At 63.1% G+C, this 19,097-nt stretch carries 17 protein-coding genes; 6 read left to right on the top strand and 11 right to left on the bottom strand.

Features of this window, described 5'->3' with window-relative positions; translation table 11 throughout:
• Positions 1 to 39: 39 nt before the first annotated feature.
• From N6L27_RS18175 to N6L27_RS18145, 7 genes are all read right to left on the bottom strand, one after another.
• Complete coding sequence (locus N6L27_RS18175; protein ID WP_271908772.1) at positions 40 to 1,164, bottom strand: mandelate racemase/muconate lactonizing enzyme family protein; 1,125 nt, start codon at positions 1,162 to 1,164, stop codon at positions 40 to 42.
• A complete protein-coding gene (locus N6L27_RS18170; RefSeq protein WP_271908771.1) occupies positions 1,161 to 2,255 on the bottom strand; it encodes an alcohol dehydrogenase family protein in 1,095 nt (364 codons plus the stop codon). Before N6L27_RS18170 ends, N6L27_RS18175 begins: the two co-directional genes overlap by 4 nt.
• Positions 2,256 to 2,456: 201 nt before the next feature.
• Complete coding sequence (locus tag N6L27_RS18165; protein ID WP_271908769.1) at positions 2,457 to 2,696, bottom strand: hypothetical protein; 240 nt, start codon at positions 2,694 to 2,696, stop codon at positions 2,457 to 2,459.
• Between the two features lie 3 nt (positions 2,697 to 2,699).
• Positions 2,700 to 4,151 carry an aldehyde dehydrogenase family protein gene (locus N6L27_RS18160; RefSeq protein ID WP_271908768.1) on the bottom strand — a complete coding sequence of 484 codons (1,452 nt, stop codon included), beginning with the start codon at positions 4,149 to 4,151 and terminating at the stop codon, positions 2,700 to 2,702.
• Positions 4,148 to 5,302 carry an aromatic ring-hydroxylating oxygenase subunit alpha gene (locus tag N6L27_RS18155; protein ID WP_271908767.1) on the bottom strand — a complete coding sequence of 385 codons (1,155 nt, stop codon included), beginning with the start codon at positions 5,300 to 5,302 and terminating at the stop codon, positions 4,148 to 4,150. Before N6L27_RS18155 ends, N6L27_RS18160 begins: the two co-directional genes overlap by 4 nt.
• A 96-nt stretch (positions 5,303 to 5,398) precedes the next feature.
• Positions 5,399 to 6,313 carry a LysR substrate-binding domain-containing protein gene (locus tag N6L27_RS18150; protein WP_271908766.1) on the bottom strand — a complete coding sequence of 305 codons (915 nt, stop codon included), beginning with the start codon at positions 6,311 to 6,313 and terminating at the stop codon, positions 5,399 to 5,401.
• Between the two features lie 169 nt (positions 6,314 to 6,482).
• Positions 6,483 to 7,433 carry a GlxA family transcriptional regulator gene (locus N6L27_RS18145; protein WP_271908765.1) on the bottom strand — a complete coding sequence of 317 codons (951 nt, stop codon included), beginning with the start codon at positions 7,431 to 7,433 and terminating at the stop codon, positions 6,483 to 6,485.
• Between the two features lie 213 nt (positions 7,434 to 7,646).
• Here N6L27_RS18145 and N6L27_RS18140 point away from each other — a divergent pair, with 213 nt between their 5' ends.
• Genes N6L27_RS18140 through N6L27_RS18125 form a run of 4 tightly spaced genes read left to right on the top strand, consistent with a single transcriptional unit; the run spans position 7,647 to position 12,123 of the window.
• Positions 7,647 to 8,357 (top strand): GntR family transcriptional regulator, encoded by a 711-nt coding sequence (locus N6L27_RS18140; protein ID WP_271908764.1) that lies wholly within the window; start codon positions 7,647 to 7,649, stop codon positions 8,355 to 8,357.
• A gap of 8 nt (positions 8,358 to 8,365) precedes the next feature.
• Positions 8,366 to 9,283: a dihydrodipicolinate synthase family protein gene (locus tag N6L27_RS18135; RefSeq protein WP_271908763.1), complete on the top strand. Its 918-nt coding sequence runs from the start codon at positions 8,366 to 8,368 to the stop codon at positions 9,281 to 9,283.
• 3 nt (positions 9,284 to 9,286) lie between these two features.
• Entirely contained in the window at positions 9,287 to 10,786 is a 1,500-nt protein-coding gene (locus N6L27_RS18130) for an aldehyde dehydrogenase (RefSeq protein WP_271908762.1), read from the top strand.
• A complete protein-coding gene (locus N6L27_RS18125; protein ID WP_271908761.1) occupies positions 10,783 to 12,123 on the top strand; it encodes an NAD(P)/FAD-dependent oxidoreductase in 1,341 nt (446 codons plus the stop codon). Before N6L27_RS18130 ends, N6L27_RS18125 begins: the two co-directional genes overlap by 4 nt.
• Positions 12,124 to 12,213: 90 nt before the next feature.
• Here N6L27_RS18125 and N6L27_RS18120 read toward each other — a convergent pair whose 3' ends face one another.
• The 4 genes from N6L27_RS18120 to N6L27_RS18105 form a co-directional block, all read right to left on the bottom strand.
• Positions 12,214 to 12,945, bottom strand: coding sequence for an SDR family NAD(P)-dependent oxidoreductase (locus tag N6L27_RS18120; RefSeq protein ID WP_271908760.1), 732 nt, complete (start codon positions 12,943 to 12,945; stop codon positions 12,214 to 12,216).
• The gene (locus N6L27_RS18115; RefSeq protein WP_271908759.1) at positions 12,945 to 13,679 is read right to left on the bottom strand and encodes an SDR family NAD(P)-dependent oxidoreductase; all 735 of its coding nucleotides are present in this window, start codon (positions 13,677 to 13,679) and stop codon (positions 12,945 to 12,947) included. Before N6L27_RS18115 ends, N6L27_RS18120 begins: the two co-directional genes overlap by 1 nt.
• Positions 13,680 to 13,691: 12 nt before the next feature.
• Positions 13,692 to 14,795 (bottom strand): mandelate racemase/muconate lactonizing enzyme family protein, encoded by a 1,104-nt coding sequence (locus N6L27_RS18110; RefSeq protein WP_271908758.1) that lies wholly within the window; start codon positions 14,793 to 14,795, stop codon positions 13,692 to 13,694.
• Between the two features lie 65 nt (positions 14,796 to 14,860).
• Positions 14,861 to 16,417 carry a trimethylamine methyltransferase family protein gene (locus N6L27_RS18105; protein WP_271908757.1) on the bottom strand — a complete coding sequence of 519 codons (1,557 nt, stop codon included), beginning with the start codon at positions 16,415 to 16,417 and terminating at the stop codon, positions 14,861 to 14,863.
• A gap of 470 nt (positions 16,418 to 16,887) precedes the next feature.
• Between N6L27_RS18105 and repA the strand changes: the two genes are divergently transcribed.
• Together repA and repB are read left to right on the top strand one after the other, a co-directional pair.
• The gene (repA, locus tag N6L27_RS18100) at positions 16,888 to 18,063 is read left to right on the top strand and encodes a plasmid partitioning protein RepA (protein WP_271908756.1); all 1,176 of its coding nucleotides are present in this window, start codon (positions 16,888 to 16,890) and stop codon (positions 18,061 to 18,063) included.
• Positions 18,063 to 19,037 carry a plasmid partitioning protein RepB gene (repB, locus tag N6L27_RS18095; protein WP_271908755.1) on the top strand — a complete coding sequence of 325 codons (975 nt, stop codon included), beginning with the start codon at positions 18,063 to 18,065 and terminating at the stop codon, positions 19,035 to 19,037. The genes repA and repB overlap by 1 nt, the downstream gene beginning before the upstream one ends.
• Positions 19,038 to 19,097: the final 60 nt, after the last annotated feature.

Here is a 19,097-nt window from a genome sequence, read left to right as displayed (position 1 = left end):
AACACGCGGTTGAAACTGATTCTACCAAATACTGCGTATTCAGGCCTCCCAAACGGCCTGCGGCGCGCCCATCAGATCCCTGTCCACCGTTATTCCCAGCCCCGGCGCGTCCGGCACCAGCACGCCGCCGTCCTGCACCGGTGCGTCGAACTCTGCCGTCTTCAGCGTCACCATATCGCGGCAGTCCAGAATGCAGCGCAGGGACCGCTCCGGCACCGTGGCGCCCAGATGGGCGATGGCAGAGAACGCCACGACGGATCCAACAGTATCCTGCACGCTGACCGTGGCACCCGCCGCCAGGCACATGTCCCGGTGCCGCCGCCCATGGGTCAGCCCGCCCGCCTTGGAGACCTTGAGGCCGATGCCGTCCGCCACGTCCTCGGCCAGCATCAGGGCGATGTCCTCATCCTGCTGGACCAGCTCATCCAGAATGATCGGCACAGTGCAGCGCTTGCGCAGCGACATGGTCTCGCGCCAGGTCTTGCAGGGCGCCTCCAATACAAAATCCAGCCCTTCGGGCAGCATCCGCAGCATCCGCAGCGCGGTTTCCGGCGTCAGCCCGCCATTGGCATCAACCAGAAAGAACTCCCCCGGCTGACGGTCGGCCAAAGACGCGCGGATGCGTTCGGCATCAAGCGCCGGTCCGCCTTCACTATTCATGGCGCCGATCTTCACCGAATGGCCCAGATAGCCCATCTCCCGGTGCTGCGCGACGCGGGCGCGCATGTCTTCCGGGCTGCCTGCGTAGATCGAGGAGATCACCGGCAGGCGTTTGCCGGTGGAGCCGCCTAGCAGCTCGCAAACCGGCAGGTTCACCGATTTGCCGAACAGATCCCAGCAGGCCAGGTCGATTGCAGACTTGGCATGGTTGTGGCCCAGCAGCGCCTCATCCATCGCCTCGTTAATCCGGTCCATCTGCCGCGGGTCACGGCCCAGCAGATAGGGCGCAATTTCGGCAATCCCCGCCCTCGCACCCAGGGCATGCGCGGCAATATAGGTGGATCCGAACGGCGTGCTCTCACCCCATCCTTCCAGCCCGGTATCGGTGGTGATCCGCACGAATGACGCGTCAAAACTGCGGTACTCCCGCCCGCCCGACAGCAAGTAAACGCCGCCGGAATACGGCAGGTCCAGCTGATACAGCTCGATCTTTTTGATCTTCATGGCGTTGCTTCCGGGATCATCAGCACCAGCTTGCCGGTGTGCTTCTTGCTCAGAAAATCCTCCTGTGCTGTGGCAATCTCACTTAGCGGATAAGTCTTCGCCACCAGCGGGCGGATTTCGCCCGCCTCGATATAGGAAACCAGATTGGCGAACACCTCATCCTCCTGAAAGGTGCAGCCCATCAGGGTCAGATCCTTGAGGTAAAGCGTGCGCACGTCGATCTCTGAAATCGGCCCGGCGATGGCGCCGGCGGTGGTGTATCGCCCGCCCCGGCGCAGCACGTCCAGGAACGACGGCCACTGCGGACCCGCGACCAGATCAACAACCACGTCGATGGAACCTTCGCCCAGTTCCTTCACCAGATCGGCGTTGCGGTCGACCACGCGGTCGGCACCAAGCGCCAGCACCTCCTCCGCCTTGGCGGCGGAAGACAGCGCAATCACGGTTGCGCCGCGGCGTTTGGCCAGCTGCACGGCGGCGGAGCCGACGCCGCCAGATGCGCCGGAGATCAGCACGGTTTCCGCGCCCAGCCCCACCCGATGCAGCATGTTTTCAGCCGTGGAATAGGCGCAGGGGATCGAAGCAAGTTCTGCATCAGACCAATCGCAGGTCACCGCATGGGTTTCGCGCGCAGGCGCCACCGCAAACTGGGCAAAGCCGCCGTCGCATTCGCTGCCGAAGGTCCAGCATTCATAGGGCCGGTAGTCCACATAGGTCCGCAGCATATTGCGCACCAGAACCCGCTCGCCGATGCGGGATGCGTCGACCCCCTCCCCCACCGCTGCGATGCGGCCGCAGGCATCCGCACCTTGGATGCGCGGAAACTCCAGCGGCTTGCCGGACCAGCTGGCGTCATCGTCGTTGACGCTGTCGAACCCCGAGGCACCGCCCGCATTGGTGTCCGCGTCCACCGCCTTGGAATACCAGCCGATGCGGGTGTTGATATCGGTGTTGTTGATGCCCGCTGCCGCCACGCGGATCAGCACTTCACCCGGTCCGGGCTGCGGTACCGGCACGTCGGTGCGGTAGTCCAGTTTGTCGATGCCGCCGTGGCCGGTCAGCAGGACCGCCGCCATTTTCTCTGGGATCATGCCCTTACCTCCCTCCAAGCATGTTGCCCAAAAGTGGGAACCGGTTTTGGGCTTCTCGAACATGCGCATTTAAAATGCTCAGGCTTGTGCCGCGTGAATGCAAATGAATGCAGTACAAACCTGGAAATTAGATTGGCCGGCCCTCCCCTGCCGGCCAAAACAGGCTGATGCCCCATCGGGACCACCGGCCTGAATCTTGCATCACAGCTCCAGCGGATGCGCGCGGCCGCGCTCCGCCAGACGGCGGTTCAGCTCTTTCGCCTCCGGCAATCCGGCCTCCAGCGCAAAGACAAAGGCGTGGGTCAGGTAGAAGCAGGCGGCGTCAATATTGCCCTCCTCCTCCGCCTGATCCCCAGCCAGCGTGTAGAGCCGGACCAGCTCCGCGCTGTCCTTGTCCTCATGCGCTTTCAGCAGCGCGTGGTCGAGGTCTGCGCACTCCATCGCTCAGCCCTTCAGCGAAATCGCGATGTTCTTGGTGCGCACGTAGTTATACAGCGCCTCCAAGCCTTTCTCGCGCCCGAAACCGGACTTGCCGACCCCGCCGAACGGGGTGGAAATGCCGCCCGCGAACCACTCGTTCACAAACACCTGACCCGCCCGCAGACGGTTCGCCACCCGGTGCGCGCGCGCCAGATCGCGGGTGAAGACACCGGCTACCAGCCCGAACTCAGTCCCGTTCGCCATGGCGATTGCCTCGGCTTCGGTATCAAACGGAGTGAAGCAGGTGACGGGGCCAAAGATCTCCTCCTGCGCGACGCGGGACGCAGGGTCCACATCCGCCAGGATGGTCGGCGCCATGAAATACCCCTCACGCTCCAGCCGCGCACCGCCCGAAGCTGCGCGGGCGCCGCTTTGGCGGGCGGTGGCGGTCAGGGTTTCGATCCCGTCCAGCTGACGGGCGGAGATCACCGGGGTGAGGCCGGGATTTTCCAAGCCATGCCCGACGCTCAGACCGTTTGCCAGCGCGGCGGCGCGTTCGACGGCTTCGTAATAGATCGAGCGGTGCACCAGCACCCGCGACATGGCGGAACAAACCTGCCCGGCGTTATAGAAGATGCCGCTTTGCAGGGAGGACATCAGCGTGTCCAGATTGGCGTCCTCAAAGGCCACCGCGGCGGATTTGCCGCCCAGCTCCATCAGCGCGGGCGTCACCGGATTGGCGGCGGCACGCAGGATCACCTGGCCAGTCGGAACAGAACCGGTGAAGACGATCTGGTCGACGGCGGAGCTTTCCACCAGCCGCGCGCCGAGTTCCGAACCGATGCCGTTCAGGATCGACACCGCGCCCGCAGGCACCTCCGCGCGTTCCAGCGCCACGCCCAGCATTGCCAGCGCCATCGGGTCCAGCTCAGGCGATTTGATGATCACCGAGTTGCCCGCGGCCATCGCGGGCGCCAGCGAGCGCGCCGCAATCGACACCGGAAAGTTCCACGGCACGATCTGGGCAGAAACGCCATAGGGCTCATAGACCGTATAGTCGGCATAATCCGGGCCGAGCGGGATCGACTTGCCTTCGATCTTGTCGGCCATGCCGCCGTAATATTCGAAATACTGCGCGGCCTCTTCAAACTCGTCATGCGCCGCGCTGAGGCTCTTGCCGCTTTCCCGGCACAGCAGATCCGCGCCCTCATCGGCAATACCGCGGATCTCCGCCGCGATGCGCTGCATCAGCTGGCCGCGCTTGGCGGGCTTCATTGCCGCCAGATCGCCGCGTTCGAAACTTGCCCGCGCCGCTTCCAGCGCCTTTGCCAGGCTTTCCTCACCCGCAAGTGCGCAGTCGCCCACGTGCTGTCCGTTACCCGGATCCTCGACGGCCATGCGTGCACCGCCGTCGCCCTCAACCCAGGCACCGGCCAGGAAATTCCTGGCCAGCCCGTCTTTCAGGAAAGAACTCATGCCTCGCGGCCCTTGGTCACCTGATCGGCCACCCAGGCATGGAAATTGTGGGTCGGCCCGTCCATCGCAGGCGAGAACCGGCCCCCATCGAACAGCTCGCCATGGCGGCCCTTCTGCATCCCCTCGACAACAAAGACGTCTTCCTCGAACACGGTCTTCCACAGTTTCGCGTTTTCGGTGCGCAGGTTTTCCAGCTCCGGCGTGTCTTCATTGGACTTCGCGTAATAGAGCTCAATGTGCTCGACGGTGTTCTCGGTGTCGACCGGCTCCAGGATGATCGCAAAGGCATGGTCGCGCTGCACACCCAGCAGTACGTTCGGGTAAACCGCGGTGTACTCGCCGCCCTCATCCCATTTGCTGCTGAGGCCCTCGAAATCCGGGAACAGCTCGCCGTTTTCGCCCTTCAGCTGGCGGTAGACCAGAGTGCCCTGGCCGGAATACTTGCCCGGCACCTCGATGTTGTAGTGATCCTCCAGCCGGGAATAGCTGTTGAGACCCGGATGCACCCACGGCAGGTGGTAGCTTTCGCAGTAGTTCTCGACGGCCAGTTTCCAGTTGGTCTTGACTTCCAGCTTGAAGCCGGAGTCTGCGCCGCCGTGATGCACCGGCGTTTCAAATTCCTTCCAGCGCTCCAGCAGGTCGGCGTGGGCTTCCTCGAACTCCGGCGCGGTGCCGTCGACGTTCACAAAAACCACGTCGCGCCAGACATAGGAGCGGATGCGGACCAGACCCAGCTCGTCCAGCTTGATGTCTTCATGCTTGTTGTTGCCGGGGCCGCCGACATGCGGGGTGGAAACCAGACGGCCATCGAGACCATAGCACCAGCTGTGATAGGCGCAGCGGATGGCGCCGCGGATCTTGCCGGCCTTCTCGACCAGGATCATGCCGCGGTGGCGGCAGGTGTTCTGGAACACGCCAACCTCGCCGTCCTTGTCGCGCACGATCAGCAGCGGCATGCCCAGGAAATTCACCGGCTTCGCGTAACCCGGTTCCGGCACGTCCTTGCCAAAGCCGATGCCGGACCAGTTGGCAAACAGCACAGAGCGTTTTTCTTCTGCAAAAACAGCAGGGTCGATGTAATGGGCGTTCGGCAGGCCGTTGGCAACGTTGACCGGAGCCATCACCGGGGCAAGCGAGTCATGCTTGTTCATCTGGGGTCTCTCCAAGGCAGGAAAAAGATGTGCGCGTTTTGCGCCATTGAAGGCAGAGACCAGATTCACTCAATATCAGGAAAATTCGCTCTGAGGTTAGCTCACCTCACCTGAGCTTCGATTGACCTCGTCAATGACCCAATTGCGCAGCAAACGGGCGGATTCCGACAGGTCCGCATCCGGGCGGCCCACCAGATGGAACCCGTGCGGCGCCGCCAGAACATGCGGGCCGATCGGCACCAGCTGACCGCTGGTCAGCAGGGGATGCAGCAGCCGCTGCCAGCCCAGCACCAGCCCCACCCCGTCCTGGGCTGCCTGCAGCGCCACCGCGTAGTTGTTGACGCGCACGCCCGGTGCGATGGGGCCATCATAACCCAGCTGCTGAAACCAGTCGGCCCAGGTGGTCCAGCTCTTGTCGTCGGATTCCAGATGCAGCAGACGCTGGTGCGCCAGTTCCTCCAGTGGACAGCCGGTGAGCTTATCTGCCAGTTCCGTATTTCCGACCGGCACCAGATGGTCGCGGTACAGCTCCGTCTGCTCCACACGGGCATCCCGTTCGCGCCCGTAACGGATATAAAAATCCACATCCGGTATTCCACGCAGGGGGCGGTCGTTGACGATCTGGTTGACGTTCACATCCGGGTGCTCTCGCCAGAACCGCACCACCGTGGGCGACAGCCAAAGCGAGGCAACAGCGGAGGTGGATCCGATGGTGACGGTATCCCCGGTCTGCCGGTCGCGGATGGTCTTCAGGCTGAGGGATATTTTCGAGAACGAGGTTGCCAGCGCCTCAAACAGCGCTTCGCCTTCCTCTGTCAGCTCCACGCCGCGGTGCTTGCGCTGAAACAGCGGCGCCTGCAACTCGGCCTCCAGCGCCTTGACCTGATGGCTGACCGCGCCGGGTGTGACGGACAGCTCCTGCGCCGCGTTCTTGAAGCTCAGATGCCGGGCTGCGGCCTCAAAGGCCGCAAGCGTGGTCAGCGGCGGCAGGTTATAGTGGCGGCGGGACATCTGCAGCTCCTGGCCTTTGGGCTGGGGTGAATGGGCTTCATTTCAATATGAGGAAAACATCTTTGAAGGCCAGACCGGAAATTTCAGGCGCCAGCCGTTTTTCTGCAAGAAAAACGGCCATGAAAAATCGATTTTTCATGGCCGGAAACCGCGCCGGTTTCCGGCTCCCTCAACCGATCCGCCCGCGCTGCAGCATCGGCGTCACGTTGAAGGCCGCCTTGTAAACGCGCGAGAAATGCCCCGGGCTGTCAAAACCGCAGGACAGCGCCACATCTGTCACCGAGGCCTCTGTCTGGATCAGCAGATTGCGGGCGCGTTCCAGCCGCATCTCCATCGAGTATTTCTTGGGCGAGGTGTTGAGATACTTGCCGAAAAGCCGCTCCAGCTGGCGGGTCGAAATGCCGATTTCCTCTGCAATGCGTGCAGGGGAGATAGGATCGCTGATGTGGTCATGCATCATCTGGATCGCGCGGGCCAGATGGGCGTTGCGCATGCCGTTGCGCGATTGCAGTGAAACTTTCTGTTCAGCGGTGGCATGACGCACAGCGTTATAAACCATCTGATCCGCCACAGCGATAGCGAGATCATAGCCATGATCCCGCTCAATCAGATGCAGCATCAGGTCCGCCGTGGCAGTGCCGCCGGATGCTGTCACATGCTTTTCGTCGGCCACAAACACGTTGCGCACCAGGTTTATCTCCGGAAACGCCTCCATGAAGCTGTCGTGGTATTCCCAATGGATCGCCGCCTGCATTCCGTTCAGAAACCCGGCCTCTGCCAGCACCCAGGCCCCAGAACAGAGCGCGCCCACCGCAACACCGCGCGCCTTTTCCCGGCGCAGCGCGGCCAGCAGCGGCTTGGTCACATGGTTGCGCATATGGATCCCCGACAGAGCAAACAGCCGATCGCATTTCGGAATTGCGTCGAACCCGTAATGCACCAGCGTCACCGATCCGTTTGAGCAGGTTGCGGTCTCGCCGTTCTCCGCCCCGAACGACCAGTCATACAAGTCCTGGCCGCTGACCAGATTGGCGATCCTCAGCGGCTCCACCGCGCAGGAAAACGCCAGATGCGAAAATTCCTCAACCAGGAGAAAGGCGAAATGCTGGGTTTTGGTCATGGGTCAACCGCCTGACAAGAAACGCTGGGCGGGCCTGGCTGCACTGCCCTTGCCGTCCGGACAGGCTATGCCTACTGCCCTGCCTGCGGCAAGCCGCGATGCGCCCGCTGATTGCACACACCATATTTTTTCTGTGTACACAATATGTATTTTCATGTCATAGAGGCCGCGAACCAGAGAATCCCGTTCCGCCGCGGCGGCAGGAGGAACCCCATGAAAGACGCCTCAAAGAACCGGAAGGCCGCGCTCTACAGCCGCCTCAAGACCGCGATCATGACGCTGGAGCTGCGCCCCGGCGCCGATCTGGACGAGGCGAAACTCTCTGAGGAGTCGGGCCTGTCGCGCACCCCGCTGCGCGAGGTGCTGCGCCAGCTTGCGGGCGAGGGCTATGTGGATCTGCGGGAAAACCGCGGTGCGCGGGTCAGCGAGATGTCGCATATGACCCTGCGCGATTTCTTCCTGGCCGCGCCGATGATCTATGGCGCGGTGATGCAGCTGGCTGCCCAGCACGCGACGCCCGAGCAGATCTCAGCGCTGAAAGAGGCGCAGGAAGACTTCAAGTCCGCCCTGCGCACCGGCACCAGTGCCGACCGGGCGATGGCCAACAACCGGTTCCATGAGATCACCGGCGAAATGGCCGACAACATCTATCTGCTGCCGTCCTTTCAGCGGCTGCTGATCGACCATGCCCGCATCGGCATGACCTTCTACCGCCCGCAGGACGCCCGGATGGCGGAAAACCTGGATGAGGCCAGCACCCAGCACGACGCCATCATCGCCGCCATTGAGGCCGGCGACGAGGCGGCGGCAGGCCAGCTGGCCACCGACCATTGGAACCTGTCGCGCGACCAGATCGAGCTGTTTGTCATGCCCGCCGGGCTGGACCTGCCGCTCGGAACCGTTGCCCGCAAAACCCCTGCATGAGGACGCAGATGACCCCTATTTTCAAGTTCGAAGGGATCTACACCCCCGTGGTGACCCCCCATTTCGAAGACGGCAGCGTCAATTGGGACGCGCTGGCTGAGGTGATCGACTACCTGATCGGCAACGGCGTGCACGGTCTGATCTCTGGCGGCTCAACCGGCGAGAACTATGCCCAGACCGTCGAGGAACGGCTGGCGCTGGCCCGCTTCACCCATGAACAGCTGAAAGGCCGCCTGCCGCTGGTGGTGGGCACCGGGGCGATGCTCACCGGCGATTCCATTGCGCTGGCGACCGGTGCCAAGGAGATCGGTGCCGATGCGATCCTCTTGGCCTCACCGCCCTACTCGGTCCCGACCGACCGCGAAAACGCGCTGAATGCGCTGGCCATCGACAAGGCCGCCGATCTGCCGGTGATGCTCTACAACTACCCGCACCGCACCGGCACCATGATGGGCGAGGAGTTCCTGGACCGCGTGGGCCGCTCCCGCAATTTCTGCGGCATCAAGGAAAGCTCGGGCGATATCAACCGGGTGCACCTTCTGGCTCGCGACTATCCGCATATCCAGCTGGGCTGCGGCATGGACGACCAGGCGCTGGAGTTTTTTGCCTGGGGCGCCCCCTTCTGGGTCTGCGGCGGCTCGAACTTCCTGCCGCGCGAACACGTCGCGCTGTATAATGCCTGCGTGATCGAGGGCAATTTTGCCAAGGGCCGCCGCATCATGTCAGCGATGATGCCTTTGATGCGCGTTCTCGAACAGGGCGGCAAGTTCATCCAGACCATCAAATACGGCGTCACCCTGAACGGCATCGCAGCCGGTGCCATGCGGCCGCCGCTGAAGGGCCTGAACAAGGACGACAAACGCGCGCTGGAACAGGTCGTGCGGGTGCTGAAACAGAAGATCGCAGATATCGAGGCGGAGGGCTGATCCATGACACTGCTCACTCAGGACGAATACAAATCCATCGCCGCCAATCTGGACCTGCCGACGGCGGCGTTCATTGACGGCAAATACTGCCCGGCTGCTTCCGGCAAAACCTTTGAAACCGTGAACCCGGCCACCGGCGAAAAGCTGGCGGACATCGCATCCTGCGGTGCCGACGACGTTGATGTTGCGGTTGAGAAAGCCCGCGAAGCCTTCGACGATGGCCGCTGGTCCCGCCTGCACCCGTCCGAACGCAAGGACGTGCTGATCCGGCTCTGCAAACTGATGACACGCAACGCCCGCGAACTGGCAGTGATGGAAAGCCTCGACAGCGGCAAGACCATCTATGACTGCGAAACCGTCGATGTTCCGGAAACCATCCACTGCATCAAATGGCACGCCGAAGCCATCGACAAGATCTATGACCAGGTCTCGCCAGCCTCCGACGATCACATCGCCATGGTGGTGCGGGAGCCCATCGGCGTCGTGGGCCTGGTGCTGCCCTGGAACTTCCCGCTATTGATGCTGGCCTGGAAGATCGGCCCGGCACTGGCCGCAGGCTGCTCCGTGGTGGTGAAACCGGCAGCGGAAACCACCCTGACCGCGCTGCGCGTCGCGGAACTGGCAATGGAAGCCGGACTGCCCCGCGGCGTGCTGAACATCGTGCCCGGCGGCGGTGCCGAGGTGGGCGAGCCCATCGGCCGCCACATGGATATCGACATGGTGTCCTTCACCGGCTCCACCGTGACCGGCAAGCGCTTCCTGACCTACTCAGCCGAGAGCAACGCCAAGGAAGTGGTGCTGGAAATGGGCGGCAAGAACCCGGCCATTGTGATGGACGACGCCGAAAACCTTGACCGGGTGGCCCAGCACATCGTCAACGGCGCCTTCTGGAACATGGGCGAGAACTGCTCCGCCTCCTCCCGCCTGATCGTGCACAAGGACGTCAAGGCAGAGCTGCTGGAGCGCATCACCCATCACGCCAAGGCGTGGAACATCGGCGATCCGCTGGACCCAGAAACCCGCATGGGCGCGCTGGTTTCATCTGCGCATTTCGACAAGGTCTGCGGCTATCTGGAACAGGCAGACAATGTGGTGCTGGGCGGCAAGACACAGTGCGGCGCCTTTGTTGAACCCACCGTGGTCGAGGTGCCGGGCAATGACGCAGTGCTGGCACGCGAGGAGATCTTTGGCCCCGTCCTGTCGGTGATTAAGGTTTCCGGTTTCGACGAGGCAATCCAGATCGCCAATGACACGCAATACGGCCTCTGCGCCTCGATCTTCACCGCCAATGCCAAACGCGCGATCCGCGGCGCGCGGGCCATCCGGGCAGGCACAGTGACAGTGAACAGCTTTGGCGAGGGCGACATCTCGACGCCCTTCGGCGGCTACAAACAGTCGGGCTTTGGCGGCCGCGACAACTCTGTCCACGCCCACGACCAGTACACCCAGCTGAAAACCATCTGGATCGACCTGGCCGACGACGCTGACGAGGCCGTGGATTGACCGCCTACACTGCCAAACGCCTGCCCCGGCAGACCGGCGCGGCGGGATGGAATGCCATCCTGCCGCCGCAGGCCCCGCTGCCGGTGCTGGATCACGACCTGACCGCCGATGTGACCATCATCGGCGGCGGATTTGCGGGCCTGTCCGCCGCCCGCCGCCTGCACCAGCTGGACCCCTCGCTGAAGGTGGCCCTGCTGGAGGCCGGGCGTTTTGCCGAGGGGTCTGCCGGGCGCAACTCCGGTTTCATGATCGACCTGCCGCATGATCTGGCCTCGGACAATTATGCAGGCGACGCATTGGAGGCTGACCGGGCCGCCATCGCCATGAACCGCAAGGCGATATCCTTTGCCACGGAGGTGGCCGGGGACTGCGCCCTGCCGCAGGAGATGTTCGACCCCGCGGGCAAGATCAACGCCGCCGCCACCCGCGCAGGCGACAAACACAACCGCGATTTCGCCGCCCATCTGGAGCGGCTGGGAGAGCCGCATCAGCTGCTGAGCCGGCAGGAGATGCAGGAACGCACCGGCAGCCCGCATTACACTTCCGGCCTCTATGCGCCGGGGACGGTGATGATCCAGCCCGCCGCCTACATCCGCGCCCTGTCGGCGCATCTGGCGGGGCAGATCAGGGTCTTTGAAACCACCCCGGCCACCGGGTTTGAAAAACAGGCGGGCGGCTGGCTGGTCACGACCCCCAAAGGGTGCATCAGCACCGGTAAAGTCATCCTCGCCAGCAACGGCCACCTGGAAAGCTTCGGTTTCTACCAGCGCCGCCTGATGCATATCTGCCTTTACGCCTCGATGACCGAACAGCTGACACCGGAACAGATCAAGCGGCTGGGCGGCGCCTCCCGCTGGTCGGTGACGCCCGCGAACCCGATGGGCACGTCTGTGCGGCGGATTTCCGGCTCTTACGGCGACAGGATTCTGATCCGCAGCTGCTCCAGTTTTCACCCGACGATCGAGACCAGTCAAATGCGCCTGCGCAATGCTGGCTGGGTGCATGACCGCAAGTTCAACGAACGCTTCCCGCAGCTGGAAGGGGTCAAGATGGAACACCGATGGGCGGGCATGCTCTGCCTCAGCCGCAACGGCTCGGCGGCGTTCGGAGAGCTGGACCAGGGCGTCTTTTCCGCCTGCTGCCAGAACGGCCTCGGCATCGCCCGCGGCACCTTGCAGGGCATGGGCATTGCCGAACTGCTGCTGCAAGGCGGATCACAGATTGCCAGCCATTTCCTGGCCCAGCCGCTGCCGCCCAAATTGCCGCCGGAACCCTTTACCTCCCTTGGCGCCAATACCTACCTGATGTGGAAGGAATGGCGGTCCGGGAAGGAATAGCAGGTTGAGGGGGGCGCTGCCCCCGGCCTGCGGCCTCCCCCGGGATACTTTCAGCCAGATGAAGAGGGATCCGGGCCTTGGAGAGCCGTTTTATGGCAGGCTCAGCTTGGCCATCCGCCCGCCGTCGACGGTATAGACCTGGCCGGTGATGAAGCCCGCGTCCCCGGAGGCCAGGAAGGCCACCAGCGCCGCCACTTCCTCCGGCTTGCCGGTGCGCGCCACCGGGTGGATGCGGCCGATATCGCGGCGGAAGGCCTCCGGGTCCGGCATGCTTTCGATGAAATCCATGTTGAGATCGGTGTCAATCCAGCCCGGCGCCACCGCGTTGCAGCGGATGCCCTCGTGCCCGTGGTCCACTGCCACCGCGCGGGTCAGCCCGTGCAGCCCGGCCTTGGAGGCGCAGTAGGCTGCATGGCCCGGATTGCTGCCCAAGCCTTCAATAGAGCCTGTGTTGACGATGCTGCCCTTGGCCTTGCGCAGATGAGGCAGCGCGGCCTGGATCATCAGGAAGGGCGCGGTGAGGTTCACGGTCAGATTGCGCTGCCAATCGGCGAGGGTCATCTCCTCAACCCGCGCCTCCTGCATCATGCCCGCGTTATTCACCAGCACATCCAGCCCCCCTGCCCTGCTGGCGACCTCCGCCAAGACCTGCGCAGGGCAGTCCGGATCGGTGAAATCCGCCGGGATCGCCTCGAACTCCGGATCCGCACCGCGCTGCGCGGTGAACACCCGCGCACCCTCATCGCGCAGCCGCCGGGCAATCGCCTGCCCGATGCCGCTGCGCCCGCCGGTGACCAGCGCGATCTTATTCTGAAACCGCATCATGACACCGGTTTCCCGCCATTGGCCTCAACCAGCGCACCGCACATGTAGCGCGCGGCATCAGAGGCCAGGAACAGAACCACATCGGCAATATCCTCCGGCTCGGCAATCCGGCCCAGCGGCACGGATTTGCCCAGCTCCGCCACCGCGGTATCGGGATCAAAGCCGCGCTTTTCGAACCCGGTCCGCAGCATCGGTGTGTTCACCTCATTCGGGCAGACCGCGTTGATGCGGATGCCCTGATGGGCGTGATCCATTCCCATGCATTGCGTCAGCGAGGCAATGGCCGCCTTGGTCATGCAGTAAAGCGCGTGGTTCGGCCCCGGCGCCTTGCCGCCCCAGCAGGAGGCGGTGTTGACGATGGCGCCGCCGCCCGCGCTCGCCAGGATCGGGATCGCGGCGCGGCAGATGCGGAAGGGTGCTTCGACATTCACCCCCATCGACAGATCCCAGTCCGCGTCCGAGGTTTCGGTCACCGCACCGCGGGTGATGACGCCCGCGTTGTTGATGACGATGTCCAGTCCGCCAAGTGCCAGATGGGCCGCCTGCGGCAAGGCATTGGCGTAATCCGCATCCAGAAGATCACCCGGCAGATGCGCCTCAGCCTCGATTGCACGGGTGTCGCGGTCGGCGGCCGCCACCCTGGCCCCCGCCGCCCGCAGGCGCTGTACGATGGCAGCCCCGATGCCGCCCGCCGCGCCAGTGACCAGCGCGCATTTTCCCTGAAAATCCATAACGTTCTCCACTCAGAATGAGGCTACCGGCGCGCCGAACAGGGTCTCGTCCGGGGTGATGCCCAGACCGGGCCCCTGCGGCACCGCGATATGGCCGCCCTGAATGCGGAGGCCGTTTTCCGCATCATAGTTGCCTTCGATATAAGGCGCCGCCAGCCAGACGCCCTCCAGCAGCCCCGGTTTCACGGTGGCGCCGATGTGGGTGCAGGCCGCGGCAATGATATCGCCGCCCCAGCTGTCGTCGCAGGTATGCGGCAGGTTGCGGGCCTCGCAGATGTCGCGGAAGGTGCGCATTGGATGCAGTCCGCCGATGCGGGTGACCTTCATGCCGAAACCATCCACCAGACCAGTGCCCGCAGCGGTGATCACCGTGTTCAGGCTGGTGCTGTTTTCATCCAAATAAATGCCATGGCTGACCTGAGGGCGGATTTTCTGCAGGTCTTCCAGCGTGTTGCAGGGCTGCTCCATGATAAAAGGCACATCTGGGCATTCCCGGCTGACACGCAGCGCATCCCGCGTGGTCCAGCCCCGGTTGCCGTCCACCGCCAGCTGCATCCCGGAACCGCGAACCACTTCCCAGACCTTGCGGATGGTCTCAATGTCCAGCTCCACCGGGCGGCCGCCGGCCTTGATCTGCAAGCGCGGATAGCCCTCTTCCAGTTTGTCTGCCGCGAGGCGCGCAATATCGTCCGGGGCGCCGACGCCGGTGGCGTAGTAGGACGGCACGCGGTCCGTAGCTGCGCCGCCCAGGAGAGTTGAGACGCTGACACCCAAGTGCTTGCCCAAGAGATCATGCGCCGCGATGTCGATGGCGGCCTTGGCGTAGCTGTGACCGTTCAAGAGCCCGTCCATCTGCCGGTGCAGGCTCACCGGTGCCACCTCGGCCCCGATCAGCCCTTCGGCCATCGCAACCAGCGCCGCGCGGGCACCTCCAGCATGGGCCTCGGCATAGGTGGGGCCAATCGGGCAGGTCTCGCCCCAGCCCGTCAGCCCGTTGTCCGCCACCAGTTTTACCAGCGTCGTGTCCAGCGCCCAGACCTCTGCATTAGCCATCGTGTAGGGGCCGTTTTTCACCGGCAGATCGTGCTGATAGATATGGATTTCCGCGATTTTCATGTTCTGTGCCCTGTAGAAAAAAGGCCCGCCCTCTATCGCGGGGGCGGGCCAGTCGGGGAGGAAACCTAGTAGCTTTGGTTCAGCTCATCCGCCGCGGGGATTTCCCGCTCGCGCCGGGTGATATATTCCAGAAGCTCTTCATTCTTGGCCTGATCCAGCTTTGGCTCCTGGTATTCCGCCAGCAGCTTTTTCGCGCGGGTCAGGGCGCGTTCGGTGATCTCGACGCTGCCTTCAGCCTGCCATTGCTCGATCGAGTTATTGTCGAACAGCTCCGGCATGAAGAATGCCTCCTGGAAGTTCTCCTGCGTATGCGGGTGGCCCAGGTAGTGGCCGCCGGGGCCGACATCCGGCACCGCCGCCAGCGCCTGATCAAAATCATGCCATTTCGGGCCTTCCGCCATCCGGTATGCCATGGCGCATTGCTCTGCATCGACGATGAATTTGGCGACAGAGCAGTGCATGCCCGCCTCGTTCCAGCCTGCCGAGTGCCAGATGTAATTGGCGCCGGCATGCATGACCGCCGACAGGGTGGTGGCGGATTCATAACCCGCCTGCGCATCAAACGTCTTGGCACCGCCCAGCGTGTTGGAAGTGCGCCATGGCACGCCGTAATACCGCGCCATCTGTCCTATCATGAAGTTCATCAGCGAAATCTCGGGCGTGCCCGCCATCGGCGCGCCGGATTTCATGCTGACGGTCGACAGGTAATGGCCATAGATCGCCGGCGCGCCCTTGCGGATCACTTGGGTATAGGCCAGTGCGCTCAGCGCCTCAGCATTCAGCTGCGCAACGGTTGCGGGGACGGACGCAGGCGTATTGGCGCCGCCCAGCACGAAAGGAGAGCACAGCACCGGCTGATTCCTGCGGCAGAAGGCGCGCATGGCACCCAGCATGGTCTCATCCCAGACCAGCGGCGAGTTGCCGTTGCAGTTGCCCGTAACGACCGGGTGGCTGTCGATGAAATCCTCTCCGAACAGGATCGCGCACATGTCGATCACATCCTCGGCGTTCTTGGGGCTGGTGGTCATGCCCATGAACGTCTTGTCGGAGTATTTCATCGACGAATAGGTGATCCGCAGATGCCGCTGGCTGATCGGGTGATCATAGGGTTCCACGATGTGATGCGCCGAGGAATGCATCGCCGGCATCATATGCGCCAGCTTGTGGAACATCGCCAGGTCTTCCAGCATCGGATTGCGGCGCACGTCGTCCAGATCACGCAGGAACGGCGCGCCGGTCATCGGGATGAACATCGAATGCCTGCCGCCGAGACGGATGTTCTTCTTGGGGTCGCGCGCGTGATAGGTGAAATCGCTGGGAATGGTCTTGATCAGTTCCCGCACCAGGCCGTGGTCGAGATAGACCAGCTCGCCCGCGACCTTGGCGCCTGCGCGTTTCCAATCCTCCAGCGCGATGGGGTCGCGGAACTGGACACCCACGTTTTCCAGAATGTCCATCGAGGCGTTGTCGATCATCTCAACCTGGGCACCGTCCATCACCTCGCACAGCGGGATATTGCGGGTCAGGCCCGGCAGCATGTCGAATTTCGGGGCGGTGCGCAGGGCGCGGCGGGCGTGGCGGCCGCCGGAGCGGGTGCGCGGGGCAGTGGCTTGCTCAGTCATCGCAGGGGTCTCCTTTGACAGTAAGTTTCACCAAATGAATCGGGTTTCACCTGCAGGATTGCGAAATCCGGTTGCAAAAACCGACACTCTGCCCGGCGGAACCGTCCTGGGGGCAGGACCCGTTAATCCCGCACAAGGCACAGAACATGCGAATAGACCCTAAATAAGCAGTTTTTCCGGGAATCTCCCTGGCTTTGCGACTCGCGGGCCCCATCGTTTTTGCGCATCATGCATACCGCATCGAAAAATTATCCACAGGCCGTGATTGTGCCTCTGACACCTAGCGCATCATTCAATTTCAATGGCTTACAGGAAATTCAATCGAAATACACCGTGTCTGGCGGGGAACCGGCAAGCCCCGCTGCAACCTCTAACTGAAGGAATCTATTGCACAACTGCGTTCGCATTGCGTATAGAAACGATAAATAAAGCGCTGACGCAAAACAGCGTTACTATCGAGAGGGCAGCAGGTGGCAGTAGCACTCCACATCAATCAGCGTATCCGCGAGAACGCGGAGAACCTCAGTGCGGCCCTCAACAGCCACATGCTGGCCAGTTTTGCGCCGGATGCAAGGAAGGAATTGCGCCTGTTCAGCGCCGGCGAGGCGGCTGAGATGCTGGGGATCTCCCCAAGCTTCCTGCGCAAGCTGCATTTTGACGGCAAATTCCCCGAGGTGCACACCACCCCGGGCGGGCGCCGCCACTATTCCGCCGCCGACCTGATGGAGATGCGCAAGATCCTGGATGCCGCGGCCAAGACGCCCGGCACCTACCTGCGCGGCCGCCGCGAGGGAGACAAGGTGCAGGTGCTGTCGTTCCTGAATTTCAAGGGCGGATCGGGCAAGACCACATCGTCCATTCACACCGCACAGCGGCTGGCGCTCAAGGGCTACCGGGTGCTGGCGGTGGATATCGACCCGCAGGCGTCGCTGACGACGCTTTTCGGATACCGTCCAGAGGTCGATTTCCTTGAAACAGGGACGATTTATGACGCAATCCGCTATGATGACCCCCTGCCCCTGCGCGACATCATCCAAGAGACATACTTCGCCAATCTGGACCTCGCCCCCGGCGGGCTGATCCTGCAGGAGTTCGAACACGAGACCCCGCAGGCACTGATCAACAACGTGCAGCCCGCGTTTTTCTCGCGCATGGCCGCCGCGCTGCAGGAGGTCGAGAAGGATTACGACGTGATCATCTTCGATTGCCCGCCGCAGCTGGGCTATCTGACCATGTCGGCGCTCTGCGCCTCCACCGGCGTGATCATCACTGTGGTGCCGAACATGCTCGACATCGCCTCGATGTCGCAGTTCCTGCAGATGTCCGCCGAGCTTTTGGACGTGGTCTCCAACGCCGGTGCCGCGCTGGAGTTCGATTTCCTGCGCTTCCTTATCAACCGGTACGAGCCGAACGACGGCCCGCAGCAACAGGTGGTTGCATTCCTGCGGCAATTGTTCGGCGAGGAAGTGATGGTCGCCCCGATGCTGAAATCCACCGCGATTTCCGATGCAGGCCTGACCCAGCAAACCGTCTATGAGGTCGAAAGGTCCATGTTTCACAGGTCAACCTACGACCGTGCGGTGGATTCACTGAATCAAGTTAACGATGAAATAGAATCGCTCCTTCAACAAGCATGGAGGCGTTGATGGCACGCAAAGGTATTCTCAGCACGGCACTCAGCAGCCACGCAGCATCCGCTCCGGGGCCGAAACCCAAGATGATGCCCCGCGGCGCGGTCGGCGCGCTGCAATCCTCGCTCAGCAAGCTGCAGGAAAGCGCGGTGCAGGAAATTGACCCGGCGCTGATCGACGACGCCGGTTACGAGGACCGGCTGGGCGGCGACGGCGCCCCGCATCTCCAGCTGGTGGAGAGCCTTCGGACCTACGGCCAGCAGGTGCCGGTGCTGCTGCGCCCGCACCCCAAGGCGCCGGGGCGTTTCGAAATCGTCTATGGCCGCCGCCGCCTCGCAGCCTTGCGCGAACTTGGCATGGCCGTAAAGGCGATGGTGCGGCAGCTGGACGACCACGCGCTGGTGATGGCGCAGGGGCAGGAAAACACCTCGCGCCTGGATCTTAGCTTTATCGAAAAGGCGTCCTTTGCGGCGCAACTGCAGAACGACGGCTATGACCGGCCGACAATCGCCGCGGCGCTTTCGATCGACCTGCCAATGGTCTCGCGGATGCTGAAAGTCGGCACCGCGTTTGAGCTGCCGTTTTTGCGCGCCATCGGCTCCGCCCCCGGCATTGGCCGCGACCGCTGGATGCTGCTGGTCAAGCTGTTTGACGATCCCGCGGCACGGGCGCGGGCCATCACCCGGACAAACCGGCCCGATTTCACCACTTTTGACTCCGACGGCCGGTTCGAGGCGGTTCTGACCCATGCCCAAGGCGTGAGCCAGGAGGTGAAAGCCCCCCCTGCCCCGCCAAAGTCCCGCGCCCTGCCGGGCAGCAACGGCGCCGCTGTGGCAGGCATCAAATCCACCGCCAAGGGCATCACCCTGACGATCTCCGGCAAGGACACGCCCGGCTTTGACGCCTGGTTCGACAAAAACGCAGAAGAGATCATGGCAGAGCTTCACGGCCGCTGGCAAAAAGACCAGCCCGAGCAGCCGGAAGACTGAAGAAGAGCAGAGAAAACAGGACAGGAGGCACGTAAGCAGGCAAAAGAAAAGCCCCCCAGG

The organism is Leisingera sp. SS27, from assembly GCF_028368855.1.
In the GTDB taxonomy this organism is placed as follows: Bacteria; Pseudomonadota; Alphaproteobacteria; order Rhodobacterales; family Rhodobacteraceae; genus Leisingera.
The sequence above is the reverse complement of the archived record's forward strand: the minus strand, read 5'-3'. Positions and strand labels throughout refer to the sequence as shown.